At 71.1% G+C, this 24,720-nt stretch carries 16 protein-coding genes and 2 pseudogenes; 5 read left to right on the top strand and 13 right to left on the bottom strand.

Annotated elements, in window-relative coordinates:
* Positions 1-91: 91 nt before the first annotated feature.
* From ACSMXV_RS32570 to ACSMXV_RS32560, 3 genes are all read right to left on the bottom strand, one after another.
* Positions 92-1,834 (bottom strand): pyruvate dehydrogenase, encoded by a 1,743-nt coding sequence (locus ACSMXV_RS32570; protein ID WP_473174717.1) that lies wholly within the window; start codon positions 1,832-1,834, stop codon positions 92-94.
* A gap of 72 nt (positions 1,835-1,906) precedes the next feature.
* Positions 1,907-2,887, bottom strand: coding sequence for a protein phosphatase 2C domain-containing protein (locus ACSMXV_RS32565; RefSeq protein WP_473174716.1), 981 nt, complete (start codon positions 2,885-2,887; stop codon positions 1,907-1,909).
* Positions 2,888-3,961: 1,074 nt separating this feature from the next.
* Entirely contained in the window at positions 3,962-7,729 is a 3,768-nt protein-coding gene (locus tag ACSMXV_RS32560; RefSeq protein ID WP_473174715.1) for a S8 family serine peptidase, read from the bottom strand.
* Between the two features lie 201 nt (positions 7,730-7,930).
* Here ACSMXV_RS32560 and ACSMXV_RS32555 point away from each other — a divergent pair, with 201 nt between their 5' ends.
* Together ACSMXV_RS32555 and ACSMXV_RS32550 are read left to right on the top strand one after the other, a co-directional pair.
* Entirely contained in the window at positions 7,931-8,932 is a 1,002-nt protein-coding gene (locus tag ACSMXV_RS32555; protein WP_473174714.1) for a helix-turn-helix domain-containing protein, read from the top strand.
* Between the two features lie 233 nt (positions 8,933-9,165).
* Entirely contained in the window at positions 9,166-9,648 is a 483-nt protein-coding gene (locus ACSMXV_RS32550) for a DUF456 domain-containing protein (protein ID WP_473174713.1), read from the top strand.
* 144 nt (positions 9,649-9,792) lie between these two features.
* Here ACSMXV_RS32550 and ACSMXV_RS32545 read toward each other — a convergent pair whose 3' ends face one another.
* The gene (locus tag ACSMXV_RS32545) at positions 9,793-10,017 is read right to left on the bottom strand and encodes a hypothetical protein (protein WP_473179244.1); all 225 of its coding nucleotides are present in this window, start codon (positions 10,015-10,017) and stop codon (positions 9,793-9,795) included.
* Here ACSMXV_RS32545 and ACSMXV_RS32540 point away from each other — a divergent pair.
* Both ACSMXV_RS32540 and ACSMXV_RS32535 read left to right on the top strand, forming a co-directional pair.
* Complete coding sequence (locus ACSMXV_RS32540) at positions 9,929-12,316, top strand: glycosyl hydrolase family 95 catalytic domain-containing protein (protein ID WP_473179126.1); 2,388 nt, start codon at positions 9,929-9,931, stop codon at positions 12,314-12,316. The two genes, ACSMXV_RS32545 and ACSMXV_RS32540, sit on opposite strands and share 89 nt — an antisense overlap.
* A gap of 83 nt (positions 12,317-12,399) precedes the next feature.
* Positions 12,400-12,780, top strand: coding sequence for a PPOX class F420-dependent oxidoreductase (locus tag ACSMXV_RS32535; protein ID WP_473174712.1), 381 nt, complete (start codon positions 12,400-12,402; stop codon positions 12,778-12,780).
* Between the two features lie 49 nt (positions 12,781-12,829).
* On the opposite strand, the gene ACSMXV_RS32530 is transcribed toward ACSMXV_RS32535, so the two are convergent.
* The 9 genes and pseudogenes from ACSMXV_RS32530 to ACSMXV_RS32490 all read right to left on the bottom strand — a co-directional run.
* Positions 12,830-14,287: a DNA-3-methyladenine glycosylase 2 family protein gene (locus tag ACSMXV_RS32530; RefSeq protein WP_473179125.1), complete on the bottom strand. Its 1,458-nt coding sequence runs from the start codon at positions 14,285-14,287 to the stop codon at positions 12,830-12,832.
* 213 nt (positions 14,288-14,500) lie between these two features.
* Positions 14,501-15,652: a ribosome small subunit-dependent GTPase A gene (rsgA, locus tag ACSMXV_RS32525; protein WP_473174711.1), complete on the bottom strand. Its 1,152-nt coding sequence runs from the start codon at positions 15,650-15,652 to the stop codon at positions 14,501-14,503.
* A gap of 335 nt (positions 15,653-15,987) precedes the next feature.
* A complete protein-coding gene (locus ACSMXV_RS32520; protein ID WP_473174710.1) occupies positions 15,988-17,433 on the bottom strand; it encodes an aldehyde dehydrogenase family protein in 1,446 nt (481 codons plus the stop codon).
* Positions 17,434-17,459: 26 nt separating this feature from the next.
* Positions 17,460-18,986: a carotenoid oxygenase family protein gene (locus ACSMXV_RS32515; RefSeq protein ID WP_473174709.1), complete on the bottom strand. Its 1,527-nt coding sequence runs from the start codon at positions 18,984-18,986 to the stop codon at positions 17,460-17,462.
* 57 nt (positions 18,987-19,043) lie between these two features.
* Complete coding sequence (locus ACSMXV_RS32510) at positions 19,044-20,597, bottom strand: FAD-binding oxidoreductase (protein WP_473174708.1); 1,554 nt, start codon at positions 20,595-20,597, stop codon at positions 19,044-19,046.
* A 170-nt stretch (positions 20,598-20,767) separates the two neighbouring features.
* A complete protein-coding gene (locus ACSMXV_RS32505; RefSeq protein WP_473174707.1) occupies positions 20,768-22,033 on the bottom strand; it encodes a helix-turn-helix domain-containing protein in 1,266 nt (421 codons plus the stop codon).
* A gap of 16 nt (positions 22,034-22,049) precedes the next feature.
* The gene (locus ACSMXV_RS32500) at positions 22,050-22,229 is read right to left on the bottom strand and encodes a hypothetical protein (protein WP_473174706.1); all 180 of its coding nucleotides are present in this window, start codon (positions 22,227-22,229) and stop codon (positions 22,050-22,052) included.
* A gap of 129 nt (positions 22,230-22,358) precedes the next feature.
* Positions 22,359-22,784 (bottom strand): annotated as a pseudogene (gene rsgA / locus ACSMXV_RS32495) (GTPase RsgA); the annotation flags it as partial.
* 469 nt (positions 22,785-23,253) lie between these two features.
* A pseudogene (locus tag ACSMXV_RS32490) lies at positions 23,254-23,442 on the bottom strand (PIN domain-containing protein); the annotation flags it as partial.
* 288 nt (positions 23,443-23,730) lie between these two features.
* On the opposite strand from ACSMXV_RS32490, the gene ACSMXV_RS32485 reads away from it, so the two are divergent.
* The gene (locus tag ACSMXV_RS32485) at positions 23,731-24,657 is read left to right on the top strand and encodes a peptidoglycan-binding protein (RefSeq protein WP_473174705.1); all 927 of its coding nucleotides are present in this window, start codon (positions 23,731-23,733) and stop codon (positions 24,655-24,657) included.
* Positions 24,658-24,720: the final 63 nt, after the last annotated feature.

Here is a 24,720-nt window from a genome sequence, read left to right as displayed (position 1 = left end):
CGGGCAGAGGGACACGCATGTCCATCCGTCAACGACTGGGCCGAACGCGGCGATTGGCGCCGCCCGCCAGCGAAACAGCCCGGCGGTCGTATCAGGGCCGGGGCACGTTACGCAGGTTGGAGCGGGCCATCTGCACCATGCGGCCCACGCCGCCGTCCAGCACGATCTTGGAGGCGGAGAGCGCGAAGCCGGTCACCATCTCGGCACTGATCCTGGGCGGGATGGAGAGCGCGTTGGGGTCGGTGACGATGTCGACGAGCGCGGGCCCCTTGTGGTTGAAGGCGTCCTTCAGCGCGCCCGCGAGCTGCTTGGGCTTCTCCACGCGCGTGCCGTACACCCCGCAGGCGCGCGCCACGGCCGCGAAGTCGGGGTTGTGGTTCGCCGTCCCGTACGACGGCAGCCCGGCGACGAGCATCTCCAGCTCGACCATGCTCAGCGAGGAGTTGTTGAACAGGACGATCTTCACGGGCAGGTCGTGCTGGACGAGGGTGAGGAGGTCGCCCATCAGCATGGAGAATCCGCCGTCGCCCGACATCGAGACGACCTGGCGGCTGGGGTCGGTGAACTGGGCGCCGATCGCCTGCGGCAGCGCGTTGGCCATGGAGCCGTGCGAGAAGGAGCCGATGATGCGGCGCCTGCCGTTCGGGGTGAGATAGCGGGCCGCCCAGACGTTGCACATGCCCGTGTCGACGGTGAACACCGCGTCGTCAGCGGCGAGTTCGTCCAGGACGGACGCCACGTACTCCGGATGGATCGGCACGTGCTTCTCGACCTTGCGGGTGTATGCCTTCACCACCCCTTCGAGGGCGTCGGCGTGCTTCTTCAGCATCTTGTCGAGGAACCGGCGGTTCGTCTTGAGCGCCACCCGCGGCGTCAGACAGCGCAGCGTCTCCTTGACGTCGCCCCACACGGCCAGGTCCAGCTTGGAGCGGCGGCCGAGATGCTCCGGCCGGACGTCGACCTGCGCGATCTTGACGTCGTCGGGCAGGAAGGCGTTGTACGGGAAGTCGGTTCCGAGCAGGATCAGCAGGTCGCACTCGTGGGTGGCCTCGTAGGCGGCGCCGTAGCCGAGCAGGCCGCTCATGCCGACGTCGTACGGGTTGTCGTACTGGATCCATTCCTTGCCGCGCAGCGCGTGCCCGACGGGGGACTTGATCTTCTCGGCGAACTCCATGACCTCGGAGTGCGCGCCCCGCGTTCCGCTGCCGCAGAAGAGCGTGACCCGTTCGGCCTCGTCGATCATCTCGGCGAGCTTGTCGATCTCCGCGTCGCCGGGGCGCACCGAGGGGCGCGATGTGACGATCGCGTGCTCGACGGCCTTGTCCGGCGCGGGCTGGTCGGCGATGTCGCCCGGGAGCGAGACGACGCTGACTCCGGAGCGGCCGATGGCGTTCTGGATGGCGGTCTGCAGCAGCCGGGGCATCTGCTTGGGGCTGGAGATCAGCTCGCTGTAGTGGCTGCACTCGCGGAACAGCTGGTCGGGGTGGGTCTCCTGGAAGTAGCCGAGGCCGATCTCGCTGGAGGGGATGTGCGAGGCGAGGGCCAGTACGGGGGCCATGGAGCGGTGGGCGTCGTACAGGCCGTTGATGAGGTGGAGGTTGCCGGGGCCGCAGGAGCCCGCGCAGGCCGTGAGCTTGCCGGTGATCTGGGCTTCCGCGCCGGCCGCGAAGGCCGCGGTCTCCTCGTGCCGGACGTGGACCCAGTCGATGGCGGAGTTGCGGCGGATCCCGTCCACGATGGGGTTGAGGCTGTCGCCGACGACGCCGTACAGGCGCTTGACGCCGGCGCGGACGAGGATGTCGACGAACTGTTCGGCGACGTTCTGCTTGGCCATGCTGCACGCACCTTGAGGAGTGGCTTCACGGACGGACTGCCCACCCCTTCCATGAATCCACAGGGTGCGGTGTTACGCCTCCCACACGGCGGCGGCCGTACGGTCATCGGCGTAGCCCTTCACCCTGACCTGGGTGTCGGCGAGGAACGCCGCCAGCCCTGGCGGGTCGCCGTCCGCCCAGCGCGCCCTGAGGTGTTCCACGAGTCCGGGCTCGCCGCGCAGGGGCTCGGCGAGGCCGTCGGTGCACAGCAGCAGCGTGTCACCCGGTCGGGCTACGGAGGCGCGGAACCGGAACGGTTCGCGGCGCGGCTCGGGCGGTGTGTCGTAGGGGGTGGGCGGGGTGGTGATGCCAAGGTCCATGGTGAGCCGGTCGCCGTCCGGGGTCTCGTGCGGTGCGTCGGCGGGCGTCTGCGGGGGCAGCGAGCCGTAGCCGACGACCGCGGCGCCCGTCGTCTCCGCCTCCGCGACGCGCGGCTCGATGTCCTGCCACTCGCCGTCGCGCAGCCGGAACAGGCCCCCGGCGCCGACGCCGAAGAAGACGCGGGTACGGCACTCCGGATCGGCCGGGAGCAGGAGGCAGCGCAGGGTCGCCGCGTACTCCTCGGGCTGGACGCCCAGTTCGGCCGCGCTGGCGCGGAGTTTGCCGAGGCTGCGGTCGGTGAGCCGGTGCAGTCCCGACTTGAGGTCGCCGCGGCGGGCGGCCCGGATGTCCTCGGCGAGGCGGACGTGGCTGCGTCCGACGGCCCGCCCGATCCAGTGGCAGGCATCGGCCGCCGCGCGGTGCGCGCCCGGCGTCGCGCGGGCGCCGGTGGCCATGGCGACCAGCACGAGTGCGCTGTCGCCCGTGCCGAAACGGGCGGTCAGCAGCGAGTCGCGGCGCGGCTCGCCCCGGAAGCGCGCGGAGTCGCCGCGCACGGAGGCGGCGCGCAGTGTGCATGAGCCGTACCGGGCGCCGTCCAGGACGGTGTCGGCGACGAGGTCGTCGAGATCGTCAGGGTCAGCGGGCGGAAGGGCGGTGGGCTCGGCCTCGTAGGTGGGCGGGCCGTCGCCCACGTGGAGGACGGTGGGGGGCGGCTCGGCGGGGGCGACGGCGGATGATCCGGGACCGGGGGCGGAGGCGGCTTCGTGGGGCGCTGCGGAGGCGTCGCGGCGGCCTGACGCGGAGACATCGTGGTCTGCCAGGGAGACGTCGCGGCCCGCCGCGGAAGCATCACGGCGGCCCGCCGCAAAGGCTTCGGGGGGCGGCGTGAGGGCTTCCCCAGACGCCGCTGAGGCTTCGCCGGGCGGCGTTGGAGCTTCGCCAGGCGGCACAGGGGCTTCGGTGGGCGTCACTGGGGCTTCGGTGGGCGTCACTGGGGCTTCGGTGGATGCCGCCGAGGCCTGGCCGGGCGGCGCGGAGGCATCGCGCGGTACCGCCGAGGCTTCGCGGGGTGAAGGCTGGTGCGGTAACCAGGGGGAACCCGCGTGCGGGGACGATGGCTGGGCGGGTCCCGGCTCGGCGCGCTCGTCGGGCACTCTGGCGCCCGGTACGGCGGCCGCGCCGCCAGCCGACGCCGCGCCCGCCGACGCCGAGTTCGACCCGGCCGGAAACGTCCTGGGCCCCCCGTCCCCGGACGGCGCCTCCCAAGGAGCCCGCCACCGCCCGGTACCGCTGACCGGTTGCTCGGCCCCTCCCCCGGTACCACCGACGGACCGCCCCGCCCCTCCCCCGGTACCACCGACCGGCCACCTGGCCCCGGGTCCCGCGTCCGGCCACCCGGCGCTGTCGGCCGGTGGCCGGACCTCGTCGGCCGGTTCACGCCGGTCGGGCATCGCGCCCGGCGCGGCAGACGCCCGGGACGGGCCGGACCCCACCGTGCCCGCCGCGGAGGCGAAGCGGTCCTCCAGGGTGTCGGCCGCGGCCGTCGGGCCCGTGTCCTCGGTGGAGTCGTCGTACAACTGCCCCCACCAGTCGTCCTCATGACCGGTGTGCCTCTCCCCCTGATGGCTCATGCCCCTATTGTCCACAGGACGGGGCGCCCGAAAACGGGGCATCCGGAAAATCCCGCACCGCCCCGGTGGAACAAAGCCGCCGGACGGCCCCACCCCCCACGGGAGAGCCGCCCGGCGGCGCCGGTGTGACCTGGGCTAGCGCACGTCGTAGGCCCGGGTCACGATCTGGGTGACGGAATTGCCGCTGGCGTCCGTCAGTTCGGCCTTCAGAGTGACCGGCTTCCCCGACGCGCCCGCGTGATGCACGGTCGCGGTCCAGGTGCCGTCCTCTTCGGCGGTCTTGGCCTCGGTCCAGGTCTGGCCGCCGTCGTAGGAGTACGACAGCTGCGCCGACTTGAGGGCTCCGGGGGTGTAGCCCGCGTGGCCCGTGACGCCCAGGGTGATCTTCTGGTCGTCCTCGGATGCCAGCGTCTTCATGCCGTCCTCGGGCAGCCGGTACTGCGGGAAGAGGATCGGCAGGCCCTGCGAGTAGACGCTCTCGTCGAGCTTCGAGCGGAACTCCCAGGTGGTCTGCGTCATGGTGGAGCGCTTCCAGACACGACCCGGGATACCGAACTTCATGGTGGTGAGGGTCAGTTCGTACGCGGCGTCCTCGGCGGGGACCTTCCAGACGCCCCACGGGACGGGGCTGCTCTCCTGCTCTTCGCCGTCGATCCGCAGCTGGATCGACCCGATGTCGCCGAAGCTGCCCTGCAGGCCCGCGTGCTCGCTGTCGCCCCAGAACGCCGGCGCGATGCCGATCAGATCGCCCTGGCGCTCGGCGGCCAGCTCCTGCTCGCCCGCGTCGTCGAGCGGCGCGGTGGGCACGACGCCCCCGCCGTACCAGCTCTCGGTGCGCCGCTCCCCCGCCTCGTAGGTGTGCTGCGCGCTCAGCATGGACTCGCCGTACGGGAAGCTGCTGGACACCCACTGGGAGAACGAGGTGTCCCCGGCCGTGTAGTACTCGGTGCGCTCGCCAGGCACGGCGACCAGGTCGAAGAGTCCGGTCAGGTAGACGTCGGCGTTCGGCCGGTACGCGGTGACCGCGTCGAGGTAGTCCGCGGCGACGCCCATCGCGTGGTACGTCGTCTCGTTGCGGCCGAGCTTGGTGTCGCGCACCTTGTAGGTGCGGTCGGAGGCGAGGGGCGCGTCCTCGGGGAAGGCGAGGTTGTAGACGTACGGACTGGCCGCCGTCGCCTGCCACTTCACGGTGACCGGGCCGGAGGCGAGCCGGTCGAGCAGCTCACCGGCCTCGTCCGCCGGAAGCGCGAGGACCGGCAGGGGGCCGTTGGTCCAGCCGACGGACGGGTACCAGCGGTCGGCGGACGCGTGGTGGGCGACGACGGCGACGGCACCGGCGTTCTTGGCGAGCTGCGCCTGCTGGTAGAGGTACGTCTCGTCGTCCGCCACCTTGATCAGCGCGATCTTGCCCTTGACGTTCGCGGCGGCGAGCTCCGCCGCCGTGCCGCTGCCCGCGGCGACGACCTCGGCCGAGCCGCTGCCGTCGAGGTTGTCGGAACCGGTGCTCGCGGTCACCGGGTGCAGCTGCGGGCCGCCCTCGATGGCGAAGGAATCGATCTGCGGGGCGTAGCGGCGCCAGTAGCTGCCGAACTCGAAGTCGCCTTCGTGGGCGCGGCCTTCTACGGAGGCGTAGTAGCCCTTGACCTGCCGGTTGCCGCTCATGGAGCCCCCGTGCAGCCAGGTGTCGTCCCAGGAACGGGCGAAGGCGAGGGTGGCGTTGCGGTCCTCGGTGGGCCGGTCGGTCTCCACGGTCAGCCGATGTGCCTCGCGGGCGTCGAGGACGAGGGTGGTGTCCTTGGTGAGCTCGAACTCCGGGCGGGCAAGGTACGCAAGGGAGTTCACGAGGTCGCCGCCGTTGTCCGGGGTCGCGACGAAGGCGGAGAGGAAGTAGCTGCCGGGACGCAGTTCGTACGTCTGGTCGGCAGCGCCCTCGTTGAAGCGGCGCTCGCCGGAGGCGTCGTCCGTGCCGATCACGTCGAGGGACGACAAGCCGGACGCGGGCTCGCCGAGCCGGTCGACCAGCTTCACGCGGAGGGTGACGGTCTCCGGCTGGACGTAGAGCGAGAAGGGCGTGGAGACCGTGACGCCGTCGGCCTCGGCGATCACGCGGCCTGTGACGTCCCCGTACTGGCTGCGCTCGAGGTGCGCGGACGGGTCCAGCGTCAGCGGGACCTTGACGGTCTCGCCGGCCGGGACGGTGACGGAGCGCTGTCCGAGCTTGGCGACGGTGGCGTGGACCTTCGTACCGTCGTTGCCGGTGACGCCGGCCACGGAGAGGTCCAGGCTGACGGGCTTGTCCGAGGTGTTGGTGTAGGGGACGTCGACGGTGGTGCGGTCGCTGCTGGTCTGCGGCCAGTCGAAGGTGCCGCCCTGGACGGCCGGGGAGCCGAGGACCGTCTGGCCGATGGCGGCCTTGACGTCGAGGCGCCCGCCGCCCGTCTCCCGTACGTCGCCGGAGATGCCGCTGTCGGCGGAGGAGACCAGCGCGGCCTTGAGCTGCTGCGGGCTCCAGTCAGGGTGGCGCTGCTTCAGGATGGCGGCGGCGCCCGCGACATGCGGGGTCGCCATCGACGTACCGGACATCGACTGGTAGGCGTAGACGCCGCGTCCGCCGGCCGCCGCAGCGGATATGCCGACGCCGGGCGCGGCGATCTCGGGCTTGAGCGTGTGTGTGTACGGCGCAGGGCCGGGGCTGGAGAAAGACGCCGTGGAGTCGTCGCGGTCGACGGCGCCGACGGTCAGCACGCCCGGGGTGCAGCCGGGCGACGAGACCCTGTTGAGGGCGGGGCCGGAGTTGCCGGCGGCCACCACGAACAGCGTGTCCGAGGTGCTGGCGAGTTCCTCGGCCGCGATGCTCATCGGGTCCGTGCAGTCGGTGGGCTCCTGGCTGCCTAGGCTCATCGAGACGACGTCGGCCTTCTGGTCGACGGCCCACTGCATACCGGCGATGATCCACGAGGTCTCGCCGTAGCCGTAGTCGTTGAGGACCTTCCCGGCGAGGAGCCGCGTGCCGGGCGCGACGCCCTTCTTCTTGCCGTCGCTCGCCGCGCCGGAGCCGCCCACCGTGGAGATGGTGTGGGTGCCGTGGCCGTCGCGGTCGTCGGCGGTGTCGGCGTCGGTGAAGTTCTTGGACTCGGCGATACGGTCCTTGAGGTCGGGATGGTCGGCGTCGGCTCCGGTGTCGAGGACGGCGACGGTGGTGCCGGTGCCGTCGTACCCGGCGGCCCAGGCCTCGGGGGCGTTGACCTGCCTGGTGGAGCGGTCGAGGGTGGCCTCCACCTTGGCGTCCAGCCACAGCTTCTTCAGATCGCCGGCGGCGCGGGAGCGGGAGTTGGTGACATCGGCCCAGAAGTCGGCGGCCTTCTTCTTGTCGGCCTTCAGCGCGACGCCGTCGACCGCGTCCAGGACCCGCTTGCGCTCGGAGCCGCGCGGGGCGGCGGGTGCGCTCTCGGCGACGTCGACGGACGTGTCGTACGTCGCGATGAGCGGCAACTGGTCGGAGTGCGCGTCGTCGTAGCCCTGGCGCACCAGGCCCGTGACGTTGAAGAGCTGCTCGTCGGCCTTCCCGGAGGCGATCGCGGGGATGGCGCTCTCGGGGTAGACGTACAGGTCCTTGCCCGACTGCCGGGTCTGCACGAGGGGCTGGGTGCCGTCCTCGCGCGGCAGGACCGTGGCGGTGCTGCGGCCGTCCTTGTCGGTGCGGACGACGACCCGGTCGCCGGTGACCAGGGTGACCGTGGACTGCCGGGTCCCGTCGCCCTGTGCGGCGGCGGGGCTGCCGACCAGAGGCCTCGTGCCGTCGGCCGCGCCGTCGCGGGGTTGTGCCCCTGACGGTGCGACCGCCGTGACGGCCAGCACGGCGGTGATCGCCGCCGTTACCGCCGTACGCGGTGTCGCGCGCATCGCACTCCCAAATCTTCTTGAATCCGCCCAGGTCAGGCAGGCCAAAGCCGCCACAGAAGGCGGCAATTGGTACTGCGGTGGCGCCACCTTGGCAGAGAGACAGGTGGTGCGGCGATGATGTCCGAGGGCGGGTTTGCGCCGTGGCTGTTTCCCGCCACAGCGCCCCGCCGGGAACCGACACCTGGGGAGGGACGTCGCCGCATGCTGGCTGCGATAGGTCTGGACGAGACGCACGAATCGGCGTATCGGGCGCTCGTATCGGTGGGAGCCGCCGAAGTGCCCGATCTCGCACGGCGGCTGACGCTGGGCGAGTACGACACGGAGCGTGCGCTGCGCCGTCTGGAGCGCCACGGTCTGGCCGCGCAGTCGTCGGCCCGGCCGGGACGCTGGGTCGCGGCGCCGCCCGGCGTCGCGCTCGGCGCGCTCCTCACGCAGCAGCGGCACGAACTCGAGAAGGCGGAGCTGGCGGCCGCGCTGCTCGCCGAGGAGTACCGCTCCCAGGCCGCCGAGCCGGCCGTGCACGATCTGGTGGAGGTGGTCACCGGCGCGGCCGCGGTCTCGCAGCGCTTCCTCCAGCTGCAGCTCGGCGCGACCGACGAGGTCTGCGCGCTGGTGACCGGCAAACCCATCGCGGTCTCCGGCGTCGACAACGACGCGGAGGAACAGGCCGCGAACCGGGGTGTCGCCTTCCGGGTGGTGATCGAGCGCGAGGTGCTGTCCCTGCCCACCGGGCTCACGGAACTGTCGGCGGCGCTGGGCCGCAACGAGCAGGTACGGGTAGTGGACCGGGTACCGACGAAGCTGGTCGTCGCGGACCGGGCGACCGCCATGGTGCCCCTCACCTCACGGGCCGCGGAGCCCGCCGCGGTCGTGGTCCACGCGAGCGGGCTGCTGGAGTCGCTGACCGGCCTGTTCGAGGCGGTGTGGCGCGAGGCGCTGCCGCTGCGCCTGGGCGAGGACGGCGAGGCCACCGAGGAGGAGCCGGACGCGCCCGACGGCACCGACCTGGAGATCCTCTCGCTGCTGCTGGCCGGACTGACGGACGCGAGCGTCGCCAAGCAGCTGGACCTGGGCCTGCGCACGGTGCAGCGCCGGGTGAAGCGGCTGATGGAACTCGCGGGCGTGACGACCCGTCTGCAACTGGGCTGGCATGCGTACGAGCGGGGGTGGGTGGCGCGGCATGCGCGGGTGCCCCGGGACTGACTGGCCCTGACCGACACCGACGGACACTGAGGGAGGACGAGAGGCCGACCGGCATCGGCGGATACTGACGGATGCCGAGAGGCCGACCGGCACCGACGCGTACTGACCGAGGCTGACCGGCAGTGACCGGCACTGACCGACAGCGGCCGACTGGACGCGGCCGCGTGGGGCGTCGGGGCGCGACACGACGCATCTGACCTGCGGGCCCCTCCGGTCTCGGGCACGCTGGGCAGATGGGAGTGTGGGAGCTCCTGCTGGTCGGCGTGGTGATGCTGCTCGGCCTGTGCGGAGTGCTGGTGCCCGGGGTGCCGGGATCGTGGCTGGTATGGGCCGCGGTGCTGTGGTGGGCGTTGCTGGACCCCACGGGCCTCGCGTGGGCCGTGCTCGCGGGTACGACCGTGGTGCTGCTGGTGTCCCAGGCCGTCCGCTGGCAACTGCCGCCGGGCCGGCTGATCCGGCGCGGCGGCACGCGCCGGATCGCGGTGTGGGCGGGGGTGGGAGCGCTCGTCGGGTTCGTCGTGGTGCCGGTGATCGGGGCGATTCCCGGCTTCGTGTCCGGGATCTATCTGTCGGAGCGGCTGCGGCTGGGCCGGCACGGCGACGCTCTGTCCGCCACGCGCACGGCGATGCGGTCCGGCGGCTGGAGCGTGCTGGCGGAGCTCTTCGCGTGCCTGCTGATCCTGGCGGCCTGGCTCGGGGCGGTCATCTGGGGCTGACGCGCAGGGGCTGCCCGCACGTCGGGGCGCCGTCCAGTGAGGTCTCCTCCCTCCACGTACACACCAGACACATCGGATCTCTCCCAGCGTATTGACGGCTCTTCAGGTCATCCCTACCTTGCGCCGAGGGAGAGCTCCGATGAATCAATCGAAGTCATGCGTATGCGCCGCCAAGTGCCGAGCCGTCATGCGTACGAACCGCCAAGTGCTGAACCGCCAAGTGCTGAACCGCCGAGTGCTGAACGAGCCGCCAGGAGGCGCGATGCCCAGCCAGCCCAGGATGCCCAGCCCGTCGCGGAACCCCAGGAACCCCAGGAAGCCCAGTGAGCCAGGGACGCCCAGCCCGTCCAGAAGATCCGTGCTCGCCACCGGAACCGCGCTCGGCGGGACGCTGCTCGCGGGAGGAGTGCCGGGCCAGGCCACGGCCGCGACGGCCCCCGATGCCCCGGCCGGCACCGAACCCACCGCCCCCGCCGATGCCTGGCGCACGGTGCTCGACGACGCCGACCTGGTCTGGCAGCAGATGCCGAAGACCTGGTACGAGGGCCCGTTTCTGGGCAACGGCTTCCTCGGCTCCGGGATCTACGCGGAACCGGGCGCCGAGACGAAGGCGATCCGCTTCAACATCCAGCACTCCGAGGTACAGGACCACCGCCCGCAGTTCGGCTCGCTCTTCGGGCTCGCCCGGCTGCCGATCGGGTACTTCACGCTGGAGACGGTGGGTACCGTCACCGGCCTGGACTGGCGGCTCGGCCTGCGCGACGCCGAACTCACCGGCACCCTCACCACCGACAAGGGCACCCTGGAACTCCGCGCGCTCGTGCACGACTCGCGCTCCGTGCTCGCCGTCAAGGTGGTCCCGAGCGAGGGCGAGCGCGGCTTCCGCTGGGCCTTCCACCCGGCCCAGGCGATCAGCCCGCGCGCCGCGTTCCGGCCGCTCCCGGCCGGGTACGAGAGCAACCCGCCCGCCGAGACCGGTGAGTACGACGGCATATCGGCCGCCGTACAGCCGCTGCTCGCGGGCGGTCAGCACGTCACGGCGTGGCGGGAGCGCACCAGGGGCGAGGCCCGGACGCTGTATGTGCACGTGGCCCACTCCTTCCCCGGTACCTCGGCCCGCGATCGCGCGCTGCGCGCCGTCCGCAACGCGTCAGAACTCCCGTACGACCTGCTCGCCGCGCCCCACCGAGCCTGGTGGAACGCCTACTACCGCAAGAGCTTCCTGTCCCTCCCCGACGCCCGCATCCAGCGCTTCTACTGGATACAGCTCTACAAGCTGGCCTCCGCCGCCCGGCGCGACGCCCCCGTGATGGCGACGTGCGGCCCCTGGCTGGAGCCCACACCCTGGCCCGCCACCTGGTGGAACCTCAATGTGCAGCTGGAGTACTGGCCGATCCACGGCTCCAACCACCTCGAACTCGACGCCGTCACACGGGCGCTGAGCGAGTACCGCGACAACCTCACGGCGGAGATGGCCCCGGCCTACCGCACGGACTCGCTCGGCATTCCCCGCACCACGGACATCCATCTGGTCAACGGTGGCGCGACGAGCAACGCCGAGGGCTACGGCGTCGGCATCCCCGGCCAGGACCCGCCCACGCCCGAGGTCGGCAACCTCACCTGGGCGCTGCACAACGTATGGCTCAGCTACCGCCACACCATGGACGAGTCGATCCTCCGCGACGTCCTCTTCCCCCTCCTCCGCAAGGCCGTCAACTACTACCTGCACTTCCTCGAGCCGGGCGCGGACGGCAAGCTGCACCTTCCGGCGACCTTCTCACCCGAGTACGGCGGCAACAGCCGGGACTGCAACTACGACCTGATGCTGCTGCGCTGGGGCTGCCGCACCCTACTCGACACGACTGAACTGCTCGGTGCGGACGACGAGTTGGCGCCGCGCTGGCAGGAGGTGCTCGCCAAGCTGACGCCGTATCCGGTGGACGCCAACGGCTACATGATCGGCGCGGACATCCCCTTCGCGAAGTCCCACCGCCACTACTCGCATCTGCTCGCGGTGTACCCGCTCTACGAGGTGACCGGCCGCACGCCCGACGAGAAGGCGCTGATCGAGAAGTCCCTCGCCCACTGGGTCGGCTTCGAAGGCGCCCTGCAGGGCTACACGTTCACGGGGGCCGCATCGATGTCCGCGCTGCTCGGCAAGGGCGAGGACGCACTGACGTATCTCGGGCAGCTGATGACCCGCTTCGTCCAGGCCAACACGATGTACAAGGAGTCGGGCCCGGTCATCGAGACACCGCTGTCGGCCGCACAGTCCCTGCACGACATGATCTGCCAGTCCTGGGGCGGCATCATCCGGGTCTTTCCCGCACTGCCGGCCGCCTGGGCCGATCTGGTCGTGCACGACTTCCGGACGCAGGGCGCCTTCCTGCTCAGCGCGGTACGGGAGGGCGGGGCCACCCGCTGGGTGCGGCTCACCAGCGAGGCGGGCGCGCCGTGCGTGGTCCGGCACGGCATCGCGGGCGACATCGAGGTACGGGACGGGCGAGGCCGAGGACTGCGGTACGAGGAGGTGGCCGACGGCACGATCCGCATCGCCCTGCAGAAGGGCGAGTCGGCGCTGATCACGGCCGAGGGCGACCGCCCCGAGCTGCGGATCGAGCCGGTTCAGCCGATCGCGGCGGCACCGCGGTGGGGGCTGCCTGCCTGAGCGGGGGGCTGTCTGCCTTACGTCCTTGGCCCTAGGGCTGCGCGCCGATGCGGGGGCCGGGGTACGCGTGTTTGGCTGAGGCCATGACCGAATTCAGCGAGGCCGAGCGCGCCTACCTCAGGTCCCAGCGGCTGGGCCGCATGGCCACGGTCGACCCCGAGGGGCAGCCGCAGGCGAACCCGGTCGGGTTCTTCCCCCAGGACGACGGGACGATTCTGATCGGCGGGTACGCCATGGGTACGACCAAGAAATGGCGGAACCTTCAGGCGAACCCGAAGGTGGCCCTGGTCGTCGACGACATCGTGAGTGTCAGGCCGTGGCGGGTGCGGGGCGTGGACATCCGGGGCGAGGCGGAACTGCTGACGGGACCGCACGACCTGGGGCCGCACTTCAGTGAGGAACTCATCCGCATCCATCCGAAGAAGATCCACAGCTGGGGGCTGGAGGAGCCGGTGGGTGACTGACCGGGGAGCCGCCCACGTCACGGGCCCTGGGTCAGCTGCTGCATTTGCGTCAGCTACCGGATTGGGCCAACTCCCTTTCGCGCCAGATGTGTTGACAGGCATACGTGCGCCAGGGACGCCATGCGTCGGGCACCGGCTCGTCGGGCAGGGCCACGTCCGGGTCGCCGAGGGCGCGCATCCGGATGAGAGCGACGGTGCGGGGGTCCATGCCGGGCAGGGCGAGCAGCGCCGCCGCGGCGTCGTCCCGGTCGGCGCCCGCGTCGAGGCGCACGGTGCCGTCGGCGAGGGCGGAGGCCAGCGCACCGAGGGTGCCGCCTTCCGCTTCGGCGAGTGCGCCGGGTTCGGGGAACACATGGGTGAGCGTGCCGGAGGGCGTGTCCAGGGCCTTGCCGTACTGCTGCACGAGCCGTTCGGCCTCCTTCCGCCCGACCAGCGCACGCACGGCGAACTCCGCGGGATCCGCGGCACCGGGCGAGCGCAGCCCCGGCCGAACTGCGACCAGAGGGCCGAGCCGGGGATCGGCGCCGAGCCGCTCGTCGACGGCGTACGGATCGGCGTCCAGATCGAAGAGCCGCCGCAGCCGCTGCACGGCGGTGGTCAGGTCGCGGAGGTCGGTGAGGTGCAGGCGTGCCTGGAGCCAGCCGCCGCAGACGGCGCCGGCGGGACCAGGGGTGGAGGCGTCGACAGGGTTGGCGGGAATGACGGGATCGGCAGGGTGGGCGGGGCCCGCGGTCTTCTCCTCGACGGCCACGATGCCCGTGCCGTACGGCAGCCGCAGGGTGCGCCGGTAGACCCGCGTACCGCGGTCCCCGGCGACCTCCTCCACTCCGGGGACTGCCTCGCGTGCGAGTGTGTCGAACACGGCTACCGCCTGGTACGGGCCGCGGTGGGCGAGCCGTAGCGGGACGCCGGCCGAGGGCGTGGCGTCCCGCGGTACGGCTTTGCCGCGTCGGCGGCCCCCGGCACGCAGCTCGGTCGGCGTGGCGGCGTACACGCCGCGGATCGTGTCGTTGAACTGCCGGACGCTGGCGAAGCCCGCCGCGAAGGCGATCTCGGTGACCGGCAGACCGGTTGTCTGGAGCAGGACCCGCGCCGTGTGCGCCCGCTGCGCGCGGGCGAGCGCGACGGGGCCGGCGCCGACCTCGGCGGTGAGCTGCCGCTGCACCTGGCGGGCGCTGTAGCCGAGGCGCTCGGCGAGGCCGCCGACGCCCTCGCGGTCGACGACCCCGTCGGCGATCAGCCGCATGGCGCGGCCGACCACATCGGCACGCACGTTCCACTCGGCGGAGCCGGGTACCGCGTCCGGGCGGCAGCGCCGGCAGGCGCGGAACCCGGAGCTCTGGGCGGCGGCCGCGGTGGCGTAGAAGCGGACGTTCTGCCGCTTCGGCGTGACCGCGGGGCAGCTCGGGCGGCAGTAGATGCCGGTCGTCTCGACGGCGAAGAAGAACTCCCCGTCGAAGCGGGCGTCGCGGCTGCGCACCGCCTCGTACCTGGTTTCTTCATCGATCACGTCATCCAGTGTGCGGGGTCGCCTGCGACGTGGCTCGCGGGAATCGGACGTGGCGTTCGGGGCCCCGGGGGCCCGGACCGCGCTCAAGCCCGGTCCCCCGTGGGCCCGTCCCCCGTGGGCGCCAGGGGGTGGGGGTGGGACACCCCCCACCCCCTTGGGGCACCTCCCAGCGTCAGCGGAGGGAGGAACTACTGCTACAGCGGGGGGCGCTCAGCGCCGGTGCCCCCGCTTTGCCTCCATCGCCGCGCGGCCCTCCGCGCCCCTCCGTTTCCAGTCGCGGCGGATCTCGGCGCGCAGCCGCGCATCCGTCCTGGCGGCGATGCGCTGGTTCTCGCGCAGGAGCTTGCGGTAGCTGTCGAGGCGGCGTTCGGACAGCGTGCCGTCTTCGAGAGCCGCGAGTACCGCGCAGCCGGGTTCGGCGGTGTGCGCGCAGTCGTGGAAGCGGCAGTTCCCGGCGAGTTCCTCGATCTCCGAGAACACCTGCCCGACCCCGGCCTCGGCATCCCACAGACCCACGCCGCGCAGCCCGGGCGTATCAATGAGGACACCGCCGCCCGGCATCACCAGCAGATTGCGGGTGGTGGTGGTGTGCCGGCCCTTGCCGTCGGCGTCGCGGATGGCCTGCACCTCCATCACGTCGTCGCCGAGCAGCGCGTTGGCGAGCGTGGACTTGCCCGCACCGGACTGCCCGAGCAGCACACTCGTGCCGCCCGCGACCACGGCGGCCAGCACGTCGATGCCGTCGCCGGTCGTGGAGCTGACCGGCAGCACCTGCACACCCGGCGCGGTGTTCTCCACGTCCTGGGCGAGATGGGAGAGCGTCACCGGGTCCGGCACGAGGTCGGCCTTGGTGAGGACGACGAGGGGCTGGGCGCCGGACTCCCAGGAGAGTGCCGACTTATGCAGCAGTGCCTCGCCCTCCGAACAGGACATGGCAAGCGCCAGGAACCGCTCGATCCGCGCGAGGTCGAGTTCGACCGCGAGCGACACACAGATGACGACGTGATCGATGTTAGTGGCCAGCACCTGACCCTCGGAACGCTTCGAGGAGGTCGAACGCACGAACGCCGTCCGCCGCTGCAACAACGTCCGCACGTAACGCGGGTTGCAGCCCTCCGGGTCGACGGCGACCCAGTCCCCCGTGCACACGACCTTCATCGGGTCACGCGGAACGACGAACTCGGTGTCCGCACGGATAACACCGTCAGAAGTGGCCACATCGCACAGCCCCCGGTCGACCCGGACCACCCGGCCCGGCACCAGACCCTGTGCGTCATACGGAGAGAACTCGGCCTCCCAGCCCTCGTCCCAGCCGAAGCGGGCAAGAGAGTGCGACGAAGCCGAAAGAGAAGAGAGATTCAAAGGAGACCCTTCGAAGGGCAGCCCCGGCACCGCGCATCACAGGCGCGAAAGAAGAGACTCAGCCGGAGGCCACGGAGGTGAACGAAACGAACTGCTGAACGCGGGCAAGGCCCATCACAGAGACAGCCATCGGTCACACCTCCCAAGAACCTCAACTGGAACGAACAGCGCTCACTGAGCGCTTCGCCAACGCGACACAGCCTAAGGTCGCTCACGGCCGTGCGCCACCACATTATCGGCAGACTCAGCATCGGCCCCGGCGCGGGCCACGGTCCGTGTCGCGGCCGGGGCTCCGGCTCGGGTTGACGCGCCGGAGCCCCGCCCGTCGTCCTGGGTCAGAACGGGTAGCGCTCGATCTCGGACTGGAGGGTCACCCACTGCAGGTCGCAGAAGGTGTCCAGGTTCGCCGACATGCCGAAGTGACCGCCCGAGCCGGAGGCCTTGGCGCCGCCGAACGGCGCGACGGCCTCGTCGTCGACCGTCTGGTCGTTGATGTGGACGGCGCCCGAGGTGATCCGGTCGGTGAGTTCGAAGGCCCGGAAGGGGTTCGACGTGAGGATCGCGACCGACAGGCCGTACTCGGAGGAGTTGATGATGTCGATCGCCTCATCGACGGTGTCGTAGCCGACCACCGGTGCGACCGGGCCGAAGATCTCCTGGCTGAAGGCCGGGCTGTCGAGCGGGACGTCGGCGAGCACGGTCGGCCGGTAGAACAGGCCCTCGTAGGTGCCGCCGGCGAGCAACGTTGCGCCCGCGGCGACGGTCGATTCGACGATCTCGTGGACCTTCTTGAGCTGGTTCTCGTCGATGATCGGGCCGAGCGCGTTGGCCGGGTCGGTGGGGTCGCCGACGGGGATGTCGCGGGCCTTCTCGGCGAGCTTGGCGGCGTACTCCTGGACCTTGCCGTTGGGCACGAGGTGCCGGCCGGTGGTCATGCAGATCTGGCCCTGGTGCAGGAACGAGCCCCAGGCGCCCGCCGAGGCCGCTGCGTCGATGTCGGCGTCGGGGAGGACCAGGAGGGCGTTGTTGCCGCCGAGTTCGAGGTGGACCTTCTTCAGCAGCGGGCCCGCGGCCTCGCCGATGCGGCGGCCCGCGGTCGTGGAGCCGGTGAAGGAGATGCACGGCACCTGCGGGTGGGCGACCAGCGCGGCGCCCACGTCGGCCCCGCCCGGCAGGACGTGCAGCAGGCCCTCGGGCAGGCCGGCCTCGGCGAAGAGTTCGGCCAGTGCGAGACCGCCGGAGATCGAGGTGCGCGGGTCGGGCTTGAGGACGACCGCGTTGCCCAGGGCGAGGGCGGGCGCGACCGAGCGCATCGACAGGATGGCCGGGAAGTTGAACGGGCTGATCACGCCCACGATGCCGACCGGCACATAACGGCCGAGCGAGAGGCGCGGCTTCATGCTCCGGAGTATCTGGCCGTGGGGCTGCGCGGCGAGCGCGGCGGAGGTACTCAGCTCCGAGATCACCAGGCCCGCCTCGAAGGCCGCCTTGCCTTGGCCGGAGCCGGACTCCGGCACCAGCCACCGGGTGAGCCGCTCGGGATCCGCGGCCAGCAGGGCGGCGGCCTTGGTCATCACCGCGGCACGCTCGGTGTAGGGCAGGGCCGCCCACGCGCGCTGGGCCTGCGCGGCCGAGGCGACGGCCTTCTCGAGGTCGCCGGTGTCCGCCCGGCCGACGGTGGCGATCACCTTGCCGGTCGCCGGCGCGGTGACCTCGAGGGTTCCCGCGCCACCGGCGACGAAGGCGCCGTTGAAGATCTTCTCGTCCCAGATGGTGCTCATGGCTGTTCGGTACTCCTGTTGCTGGGTCAGTCGGTGGTCTGCGCGGCGAGGGCGGCGTCGAGTTGTTCGGCCTCGGCCCAGGTGCCGTGGAAGGCGAACGGGACGCGGACGGGGAGCTTGACCCGGGCGAGCGGCTCGCGGCCGAACTCGACGGTGTCGTGGACGAGGAGTTCCGACAGCCCGGTGGCGGGGTTCCACCACAGGGACAGCAGGTAGCCGTCGTTCTCCTCGGTGGCGCCGCGCCGCTGCACGAAGACGGGCTCGGACGGGCTGGTGAGTCCGTCGACGCCCTCGATCACCACGGTCTGTCCGGTCCGGAAGTCGTGGCGGGCCATGCCGTCGGTCAGGGTGAGCGGCGACAGGTCGCGGGTGGTGGCGAAGTAGCCGTAGCGCAGCTGCTGTCCGAGCCAGGCGTCGTTGATCTTCGGGAACTCTCCCGCGACGCCGCTGAGCATCTCGTTGGTCGCCTTCCTGGTGGCGCGGTCGAGGGTGAACCGCCAGGCCATGGCGGGCGGGAACCAGGCGTGGGAGGTCACCGGGTCGTCGGGGTGGGTGGCCGGGTTGCCGAGGCGCTCGATGACGTGCAGGTCGACGACGAAGCCTGCCGGGGTCTCGTAGGCGTTGAAGAAGTGGGTCGGCGCGAGCATGACGCCGGTGTCGTACCAGGTGACCTCGTGGGTCCGACGGTCGAGGACCGCGAAGCGGGATCCCTCCGGCACCGCCTCGGGGTCCCACAGCACGCCGGGGCGGCCTTGCATGATGCGGTCGATGCGGAACTGGGTCGGCGAGACCAGGAAGATGGCGTGGTGCTCGCTGACGATGTAGTCGTGCACCATCGCGGGGCAGCCCATGGAGAAGGTGAAGGTGTCGACCATCCTGCCCGTGGCGGCGTCGGCCTGGTACCAGGTCAGGTTGGGGCCGACGGCGGCGAAGAACAGCAGGTCGCCGGTCTTCGGGTCAACCTTGTGGTGTGCCGTGCACAGCACGTCGATGCCGCCGTCGAAGTCGAACGAGCCCTTGGTGTCGAGGGTGCCTGGATGCATCTCGGTGGGCAGTCCGCCCTCGAAGTACACCAGCAGGTGGTCGGCGAAGATACCGACGTTGGTGTTGGCGACGTTCTTGGCCGGCGGCACGCCCGGCGGCAGCGGACGCGGGTCGCTGCCGTTGACGAAGCCGGGGTAGACCGCCTCACCGGCCTCGACCTCCACCTTCATGGTGTCGGTCATGACCCACTTCATCCGGAACGACGCCTTGCCGTCGCGGATGTACGTCGCCGCCACGCCGCCGTCGCCCTCCCACCAGTGGTAGCGGTCGAGGTCGAGCGGGGTGAAGCGCGGGTTGTTGGCGATGCGGAACAGGGCGCCCGCCAGGTCGTCGGGGAGCTTGCCGACGACCGGCAGGTCGAACGCCTCGGTCTCCTCGTGCCACGGGGCGAAGGGCCCGTTGAGGAACTTGTTGCTCGTCTCCCAGTCGATGTCGGCGGGATGACGCGGCTCGGGCCGGGCGGCCTGGGGAAGGACGACGGTCGGGGGCTGGATGCGTATGTCGCGCATGGCGGCTCTCTCTTCGCGTGACGCGGATTCGCGAGGGCGGAAAGGTGGCGGGGGAGGTCAGTCGGTCCAGTGGGAGCCGGGCCAGATGCCGTGGCTTCCCGGAGAGAGGACACCGGCCGGGTCGAGGGCGTCCTTGAGTGCGGAGTAGAAGCGCCGCAGGGAGTTGTCACCGGCGGAGTAGAGCGAGGCGATCTTCTCGTGCACGGTGACGTGGCCGCGGTACTCGCTCCACCCGCGCTCGGCCGCCATCTCGATGAGGCGGTCCGCCGCCTCGCGGGCGTTTGCCGCCTCGGCCGGGTCGGCGGTGTCAAAAAGGATCATGCTGATGCCGATCAGGCTTCGGGACTGGGCGATCCAGCCGAAGCCCACGACCAGGTCGTACTCGGCGGCGACCAGCTGGACCATGGCCTCGTGTTCGGCGGCCGCCTCTCCGGTGAACGGGATGACCGGCGAGAAGTCGAAGTGCCCGACGGTCGGCCCGAAGTGCTTGTGCAGCATGTCGAGGAGGAACATGTTGGGGATCCCGGCCGGCACCAGGTCCAGCGGGTGCACCTGGGCGGGGTCCACGTCGCCCAGGTAGGTCCGCAGCTCGACACGGTGACCGGGGATGTGGGTGACCGCGGCGCGGACGATCTCCTCGCGGGCGGCCACCAGCGAAGGATGGCCGTAGAAGGAGATCCGGGCGTTGACCCGGCCGGGCGGAAAGGTGGCCGAGAGCTTCTGCAGCTTGGTCTTCCCGGTGGTGTCGTCCATCGGCTCGCACCGGCCGCCCTCCGGTTCGGGAGAGCTGACGATGAGCGGCAGGCCCTGGATGGTGCCGTCCTGCACGAGTGGCGCCAGGGCGTCGATCAGCTCAGGGATCTGGTCACCGTGATCGATGATCACCGAACCGGCGGTGAAGACCTCGGGCTGGGGCATCAGCCACAGGCCCATCTTCGTGATGATGCCGAAGTTGGACTGCAGGAAGAGGGAGTCGACAGAGGGGCCGAAGCCGCGCTTGGCACGTGCGCCGAGGCTGTTGTTCGGCAGTGCCCACAGCCCGGTCCGGACGATCTCACCGCCGGCGAGGACCACCTCCATACCGGCGATCGCGGCGGCGTGGTCGCCGAACTGCGTGTACCCCATGCCGTGTTCGGCGGCGTTGCCCACGATGCTGCCCCAGCCGAGGTCCGGCACCGAGATCCACAGCTTGGCCCCGCGTGCCTTGATCTCGCCGTAGAGGTCGTTGAACGAGACGCCGGGCTCGACGACGGCGTAGCCGCCCTGCTCGTCGATCTCCAGGACCTGGTTCATCCGGCGCAGGTTGACGGAGATCACGCCGTCGGTGGCCGGGGCGGCACCGCCGTAGCCGAAGTTACGGCCCTGCGACGACGCCCAGACCGGTATCCCGCACTCGCTCGCGACGCGGACGACGGCCTGCACCTCCTCGACCGACGCCGGCTGCACCACCAGCACCGGCCGCGGTGTCGGGGTGGCAGACGTCGCGTACGGGTCGTGGAACTCGGGGGCGGCCTCCTCGGACAGGACTGCTTCCGCGCCGAGCGCCTCGATCAGGCGGTCACGGGCCGCGGAGAGACGATCGGTGAGGGATGGGTTCGCCACAGCGGTCATGAGCGATCTCCCGGTTCGAGAATCGGATGAGGTGACCGTCATCCCGGACGGTCGCCATAGCCTGAACTCGAACCGAGGGTGATCTCGCCTGTCGGCACGACAGACATCCCCGCCAGTTTTGTCGCCGGACGACAAAGTCCGTACCAAGCCCGTGGGCCCGGCGACTGACTTCAGGCGAGCAGGTGGGGAAAGTGCACGGCCAGGGAGAGCGCCGCCAGAACGGTGCTCCGGCGGCCGGCGACCGGCTGCGCGAGGCGCGACTCGGCCTGCTGCACCCGGTAGGCCACCGTCGTCGCCGCGACGTGCAGATGCTCGGCCGCCGCCGCACGACTGCCCTGATGTTCCAGGAACGCCAGCAGGGTCTCGCGCAGCGTCGCGTCCTTGGCGCCGGTTCCGTCGAGCCCCGCCAGGGTGCGGCGCACAAAGATGGCGGCGCTGTCCGGGTCCTGCATCATCAGGGCCAGCGCGCCGTGCTCGTCGGCCAGCCACACCCGCGGCCGACCGGCCCCGGCCGCGGCCCGGGCGAGACCACGCGCCGCGCGCAGCGTGTTCCTGAAGCCGACGAGGCCGGGCGCGTCGAACCCGAACGCGCAGCTGAAACCCTCGGGCAGGGGGATCGGCATCAGGGCATGGAGCGTTGCGGGGGCCAGGGCGGCCGAGCCCGTCCACACGACGTCGGTGGACCCGTCGGTCCGCGGCACGATCAGCACCGAACCGGCACCCAGGTGCTCCTTCACGGCCTCGGTCCATCGGGCCGAGGCCGTGCTCCAGCCGGGGTAGGAGGTGACGTCCAGCGGCCACAGCACGGCCGCCACATGGTGCTGGTGGAACCGGATGCCGAGGATGTCGGCGACCGACGGGTCGACCCGGCCGGTCTCCACGATCTCGTCCACGACACGACGGATGGTCGCCGACCGGTGCCGACCCCAGGCAGCGCTCTCACGCTCGAAAACCTGACTCAACGCGTCGATGAGGGCAGCAATGAAGTCCAGCAGTCCCGCCGACACGCGCCGTACTTCTCCCGCGAGCCGGGACGCCGGTACGTCGGCGGTCATGGCCTCGATCACCGCGGCCTGCACACCCGAGTGGGAGCGCCAGATCACGCGCAGCAGCTCGTCCAGCGCCATACCCTGCCGCGCTCCCCAGCGCACCTGGGAGACCGCTTCGTCCGGTGTCCGGAAAGGCCGTCCGGTGACCAGCCCGGTCAGCATCGCCAGGATGGACGCCTCCAGCGCCGGGCGCTCGTGCTCGGTCAGCACGAGATCACCGTCGGCCTCGGCGACCCGAAGGTCCTCAAAGACCCTCTCGGCGGTCTCGACACCCCACGCTGCGGCGGCCGGGCCCAGGTCCTCGAGCGCGGCCTCGAGTGCCCGCGGCGCCTCCGACCGCGTCAGGGCTCCGGTGTCGGAGGTGATCGCGACGATCCAGTCCACCACGTCAGCTACCTCCCGATCAGTGCCCCGGCCAGCCCATATAGTCCTCGGCAAGATACGTCGAGCCGGCACGGGAAGCGACGATGCCGGCTGGCTCGCCGAGCTGCCGCTGCTCGTCGAAACGACTCCCGCCGTCGAGGCAGTCGAGCAGGGCGGTCACCCAGCGGGAGGAGTGCCAGACTTCCAGACCCGGGCCCAAACCTGGTCGGTGTACTCCTCAAGCGCCTTGTTGTCGTGAGTCCGCAGAGATCGTTCGACGGTTTCGGCCAGTGCCCGTACGTCGGCAAGCACGAGGTTCACGCGCCCGCTTCACCGCTTCCTTGCTCCTGCCGGACTCCCAGGCCAGGGCCAGGAACCGTTCGACGCGTCCGAGGTCGAGCTCGGCCGCGAGCGACACGGCGATGATCGCGTGGTCGACGTTGGCCGCGAGGATCTGTCCCTCGGAGCGCTCGGACGAGGTGGACCGCACGAAGGCGGTACGGCGCGGCAGATACGCCTGTACGAAGCGGGGGTCGCCTGCCGCGTCAACGGCCGCCCAGTCGCCCGTACAGATGACCCGCATGGGGTCGCGCGGCGTCACCAACGCCGTGTCGGCCCGGACGACGCCCTCGGCCGTGGCCACATCGCACTGCCCGCGGTCCACGCGCACGACACGGCCGGGCAGCAGGCCCTGCTCGCCGTACGGGGCGAATTCGGCCGCCCAGTCGGCATCCCAGCCGTAGCGGACGAGAGTTGAGAAAACGGTGTTCTTCAAGGGGAACCCTTCGAAGGGTGGCCCCGGCACACGCGCACAGGCGTGGGAGAGGAAAGAGGTCAGCCGGAGACCACGGAGGTGGAGTGGATGAACTTCTGGTCGCGGGCAGCGCCCATCACAGAGACAGCCATCGGTCACACCCCCCATTCCTCACTCAGCCGACAGCGGCGGCCAACAACCGCCGCGAGAAAGCACACCCAACATAGAGGCGCGCACACTCACGCGCCACCGAATTTCCGTCCGTGTCGCCTCCACAGCCTCGCACGTAGTCGTAGGTCTGAGGCCCTTCGGGTACAGCATGGCCAGCGTTTCGCGGTCGCCACCGCCCCTCGGCCATCGACATCCAGGACTCCAGGAACACCAATGGACCGCACATCGCCGTCACCCGCGGCTAACGGCCGCCGGACGAGCCCGGCCGCCGACCGGCCCGCCCCTGGACCATCCGGAACAGCCGTCCGGAATGCGGTCGTTACAGGTCGTCGGGCAAAAGCCGGAACGCCGCGTGACCCGTCAGCGGGCGGATGGCACGGAAATCCCGCCTGTCGAGGGTGAGCGCGGTGTCCGTCTCGTACTGCTCGGCCAGGACGACGTTCACCGAGTCGGCGAGATCCAGGCGCAACTCCGCGTACCGGTCCTGGACCGTCCGCGCCGTACGCAACGCGGCGGCGTCCCGCGCCCGGGCCGGCTCCTGCCCTTACGAGAGCACTCCAGCGCCTCGGCACCCGAGCCACACCCAGTTCGATACCGACGGACGCTGGCGCGTGCGATCCACCCGCCAACCCGCCGCTCCCCGGGGCACGTTGGGCGGAGACGCGGTGGAACCACTCGCGGCTCATGCGCCTCTTTGGTCAAGGAGGCTGCACTTCGGCCCGATTGAGCCATTCCCTTCCCCTTGATCCACCCCGTCGGACCGAGCGGGGTGGCCGCGAAGCCCAGGAGGCGGTAGTTGAGCACCAAGACAGGACCCCAGCGTTTCCCCGGCGCGAGCCGTGCCAACTGGTACCAGGACGACTTCGGCGGTGACGCGATGGAGGTCAATGTCGTCGTTCTGCACACCACCGAAGGCCGCACGCTGCCCGGCTACGGCGGTGGTTCCGCGGCACCGAATCTGACGGCGGTGCCCGACCTGGGTGCCAAGAAGCTGAAGTGGTACCAGCACTTCGACATCGAGACCTCGTCCAGAGCGCTGGTCAACCTGCGAGGCGGCGTCGAGACGAACACCCTGAACGTGTGCCAGGTCGAGCTGGTCGGCACCTGCGACCCCAAGATGCATGCGAAGTGGAAGGCCGCAGGCCAGGACCACGTCTACTGGCCGGACGCCCCCGACTGGGCGCTGCGCGGCATAGCGCGGTTCCTCGCGTGGATGCACGAGGAGCACGGTGTACCGCTCTCCGGCCGGAAGCAGTGGCCGGCGTACCCGTCGTCGTACGGGAACGGCAGCGGCCAGCGGATGACCGGCGCCGAGTGGAAGGCGTTCAAGGGCGTGTGCGGGCACATGCACGTGCCCGAGAACTCACACGGCGACCCCGGCGCGATCGACTTCTCCAGGATCGTCAAGTACGCCAAGGCCGAGCTGGATCTCGGTGACGACGGCCCCGAGGACTCGGCGCCCTCGACGCCGTCCAAGCCGGCCATCCCCACGTACCCCGGCCGCAAGTACTTCCGGGACGGGGCCTCGAACAAGTACGTCCTCCAGCTCGGCAAGCAGCTGGTGAAGCGGGGCTTCGGCGACCACTACAAGGTGGGGCCGAGCAAGACGTGGGGCGAGGCCGACCGGTTGAACGTGCGGGACTTCCAGAAGTCCCGCAAGGAGTTGCGCGGCGACGCCGACGGCTACCCGGGCCCGCTGACCTGGCGCCTGCTGTTCTCCTGAGCCACGGAGCGCCGAGCCCCGTCGACGTCGAACGCCTGACGGGGCTCGGCGGCCCATCACCTG

This window comes from Streptomyces sp. DSM 42067, assembly GCF_055792885.1.
Note: the sequence above shows the minus strand (reverse complement) of the source record. Positions and strands in the feature narration are given on the sequence as shown.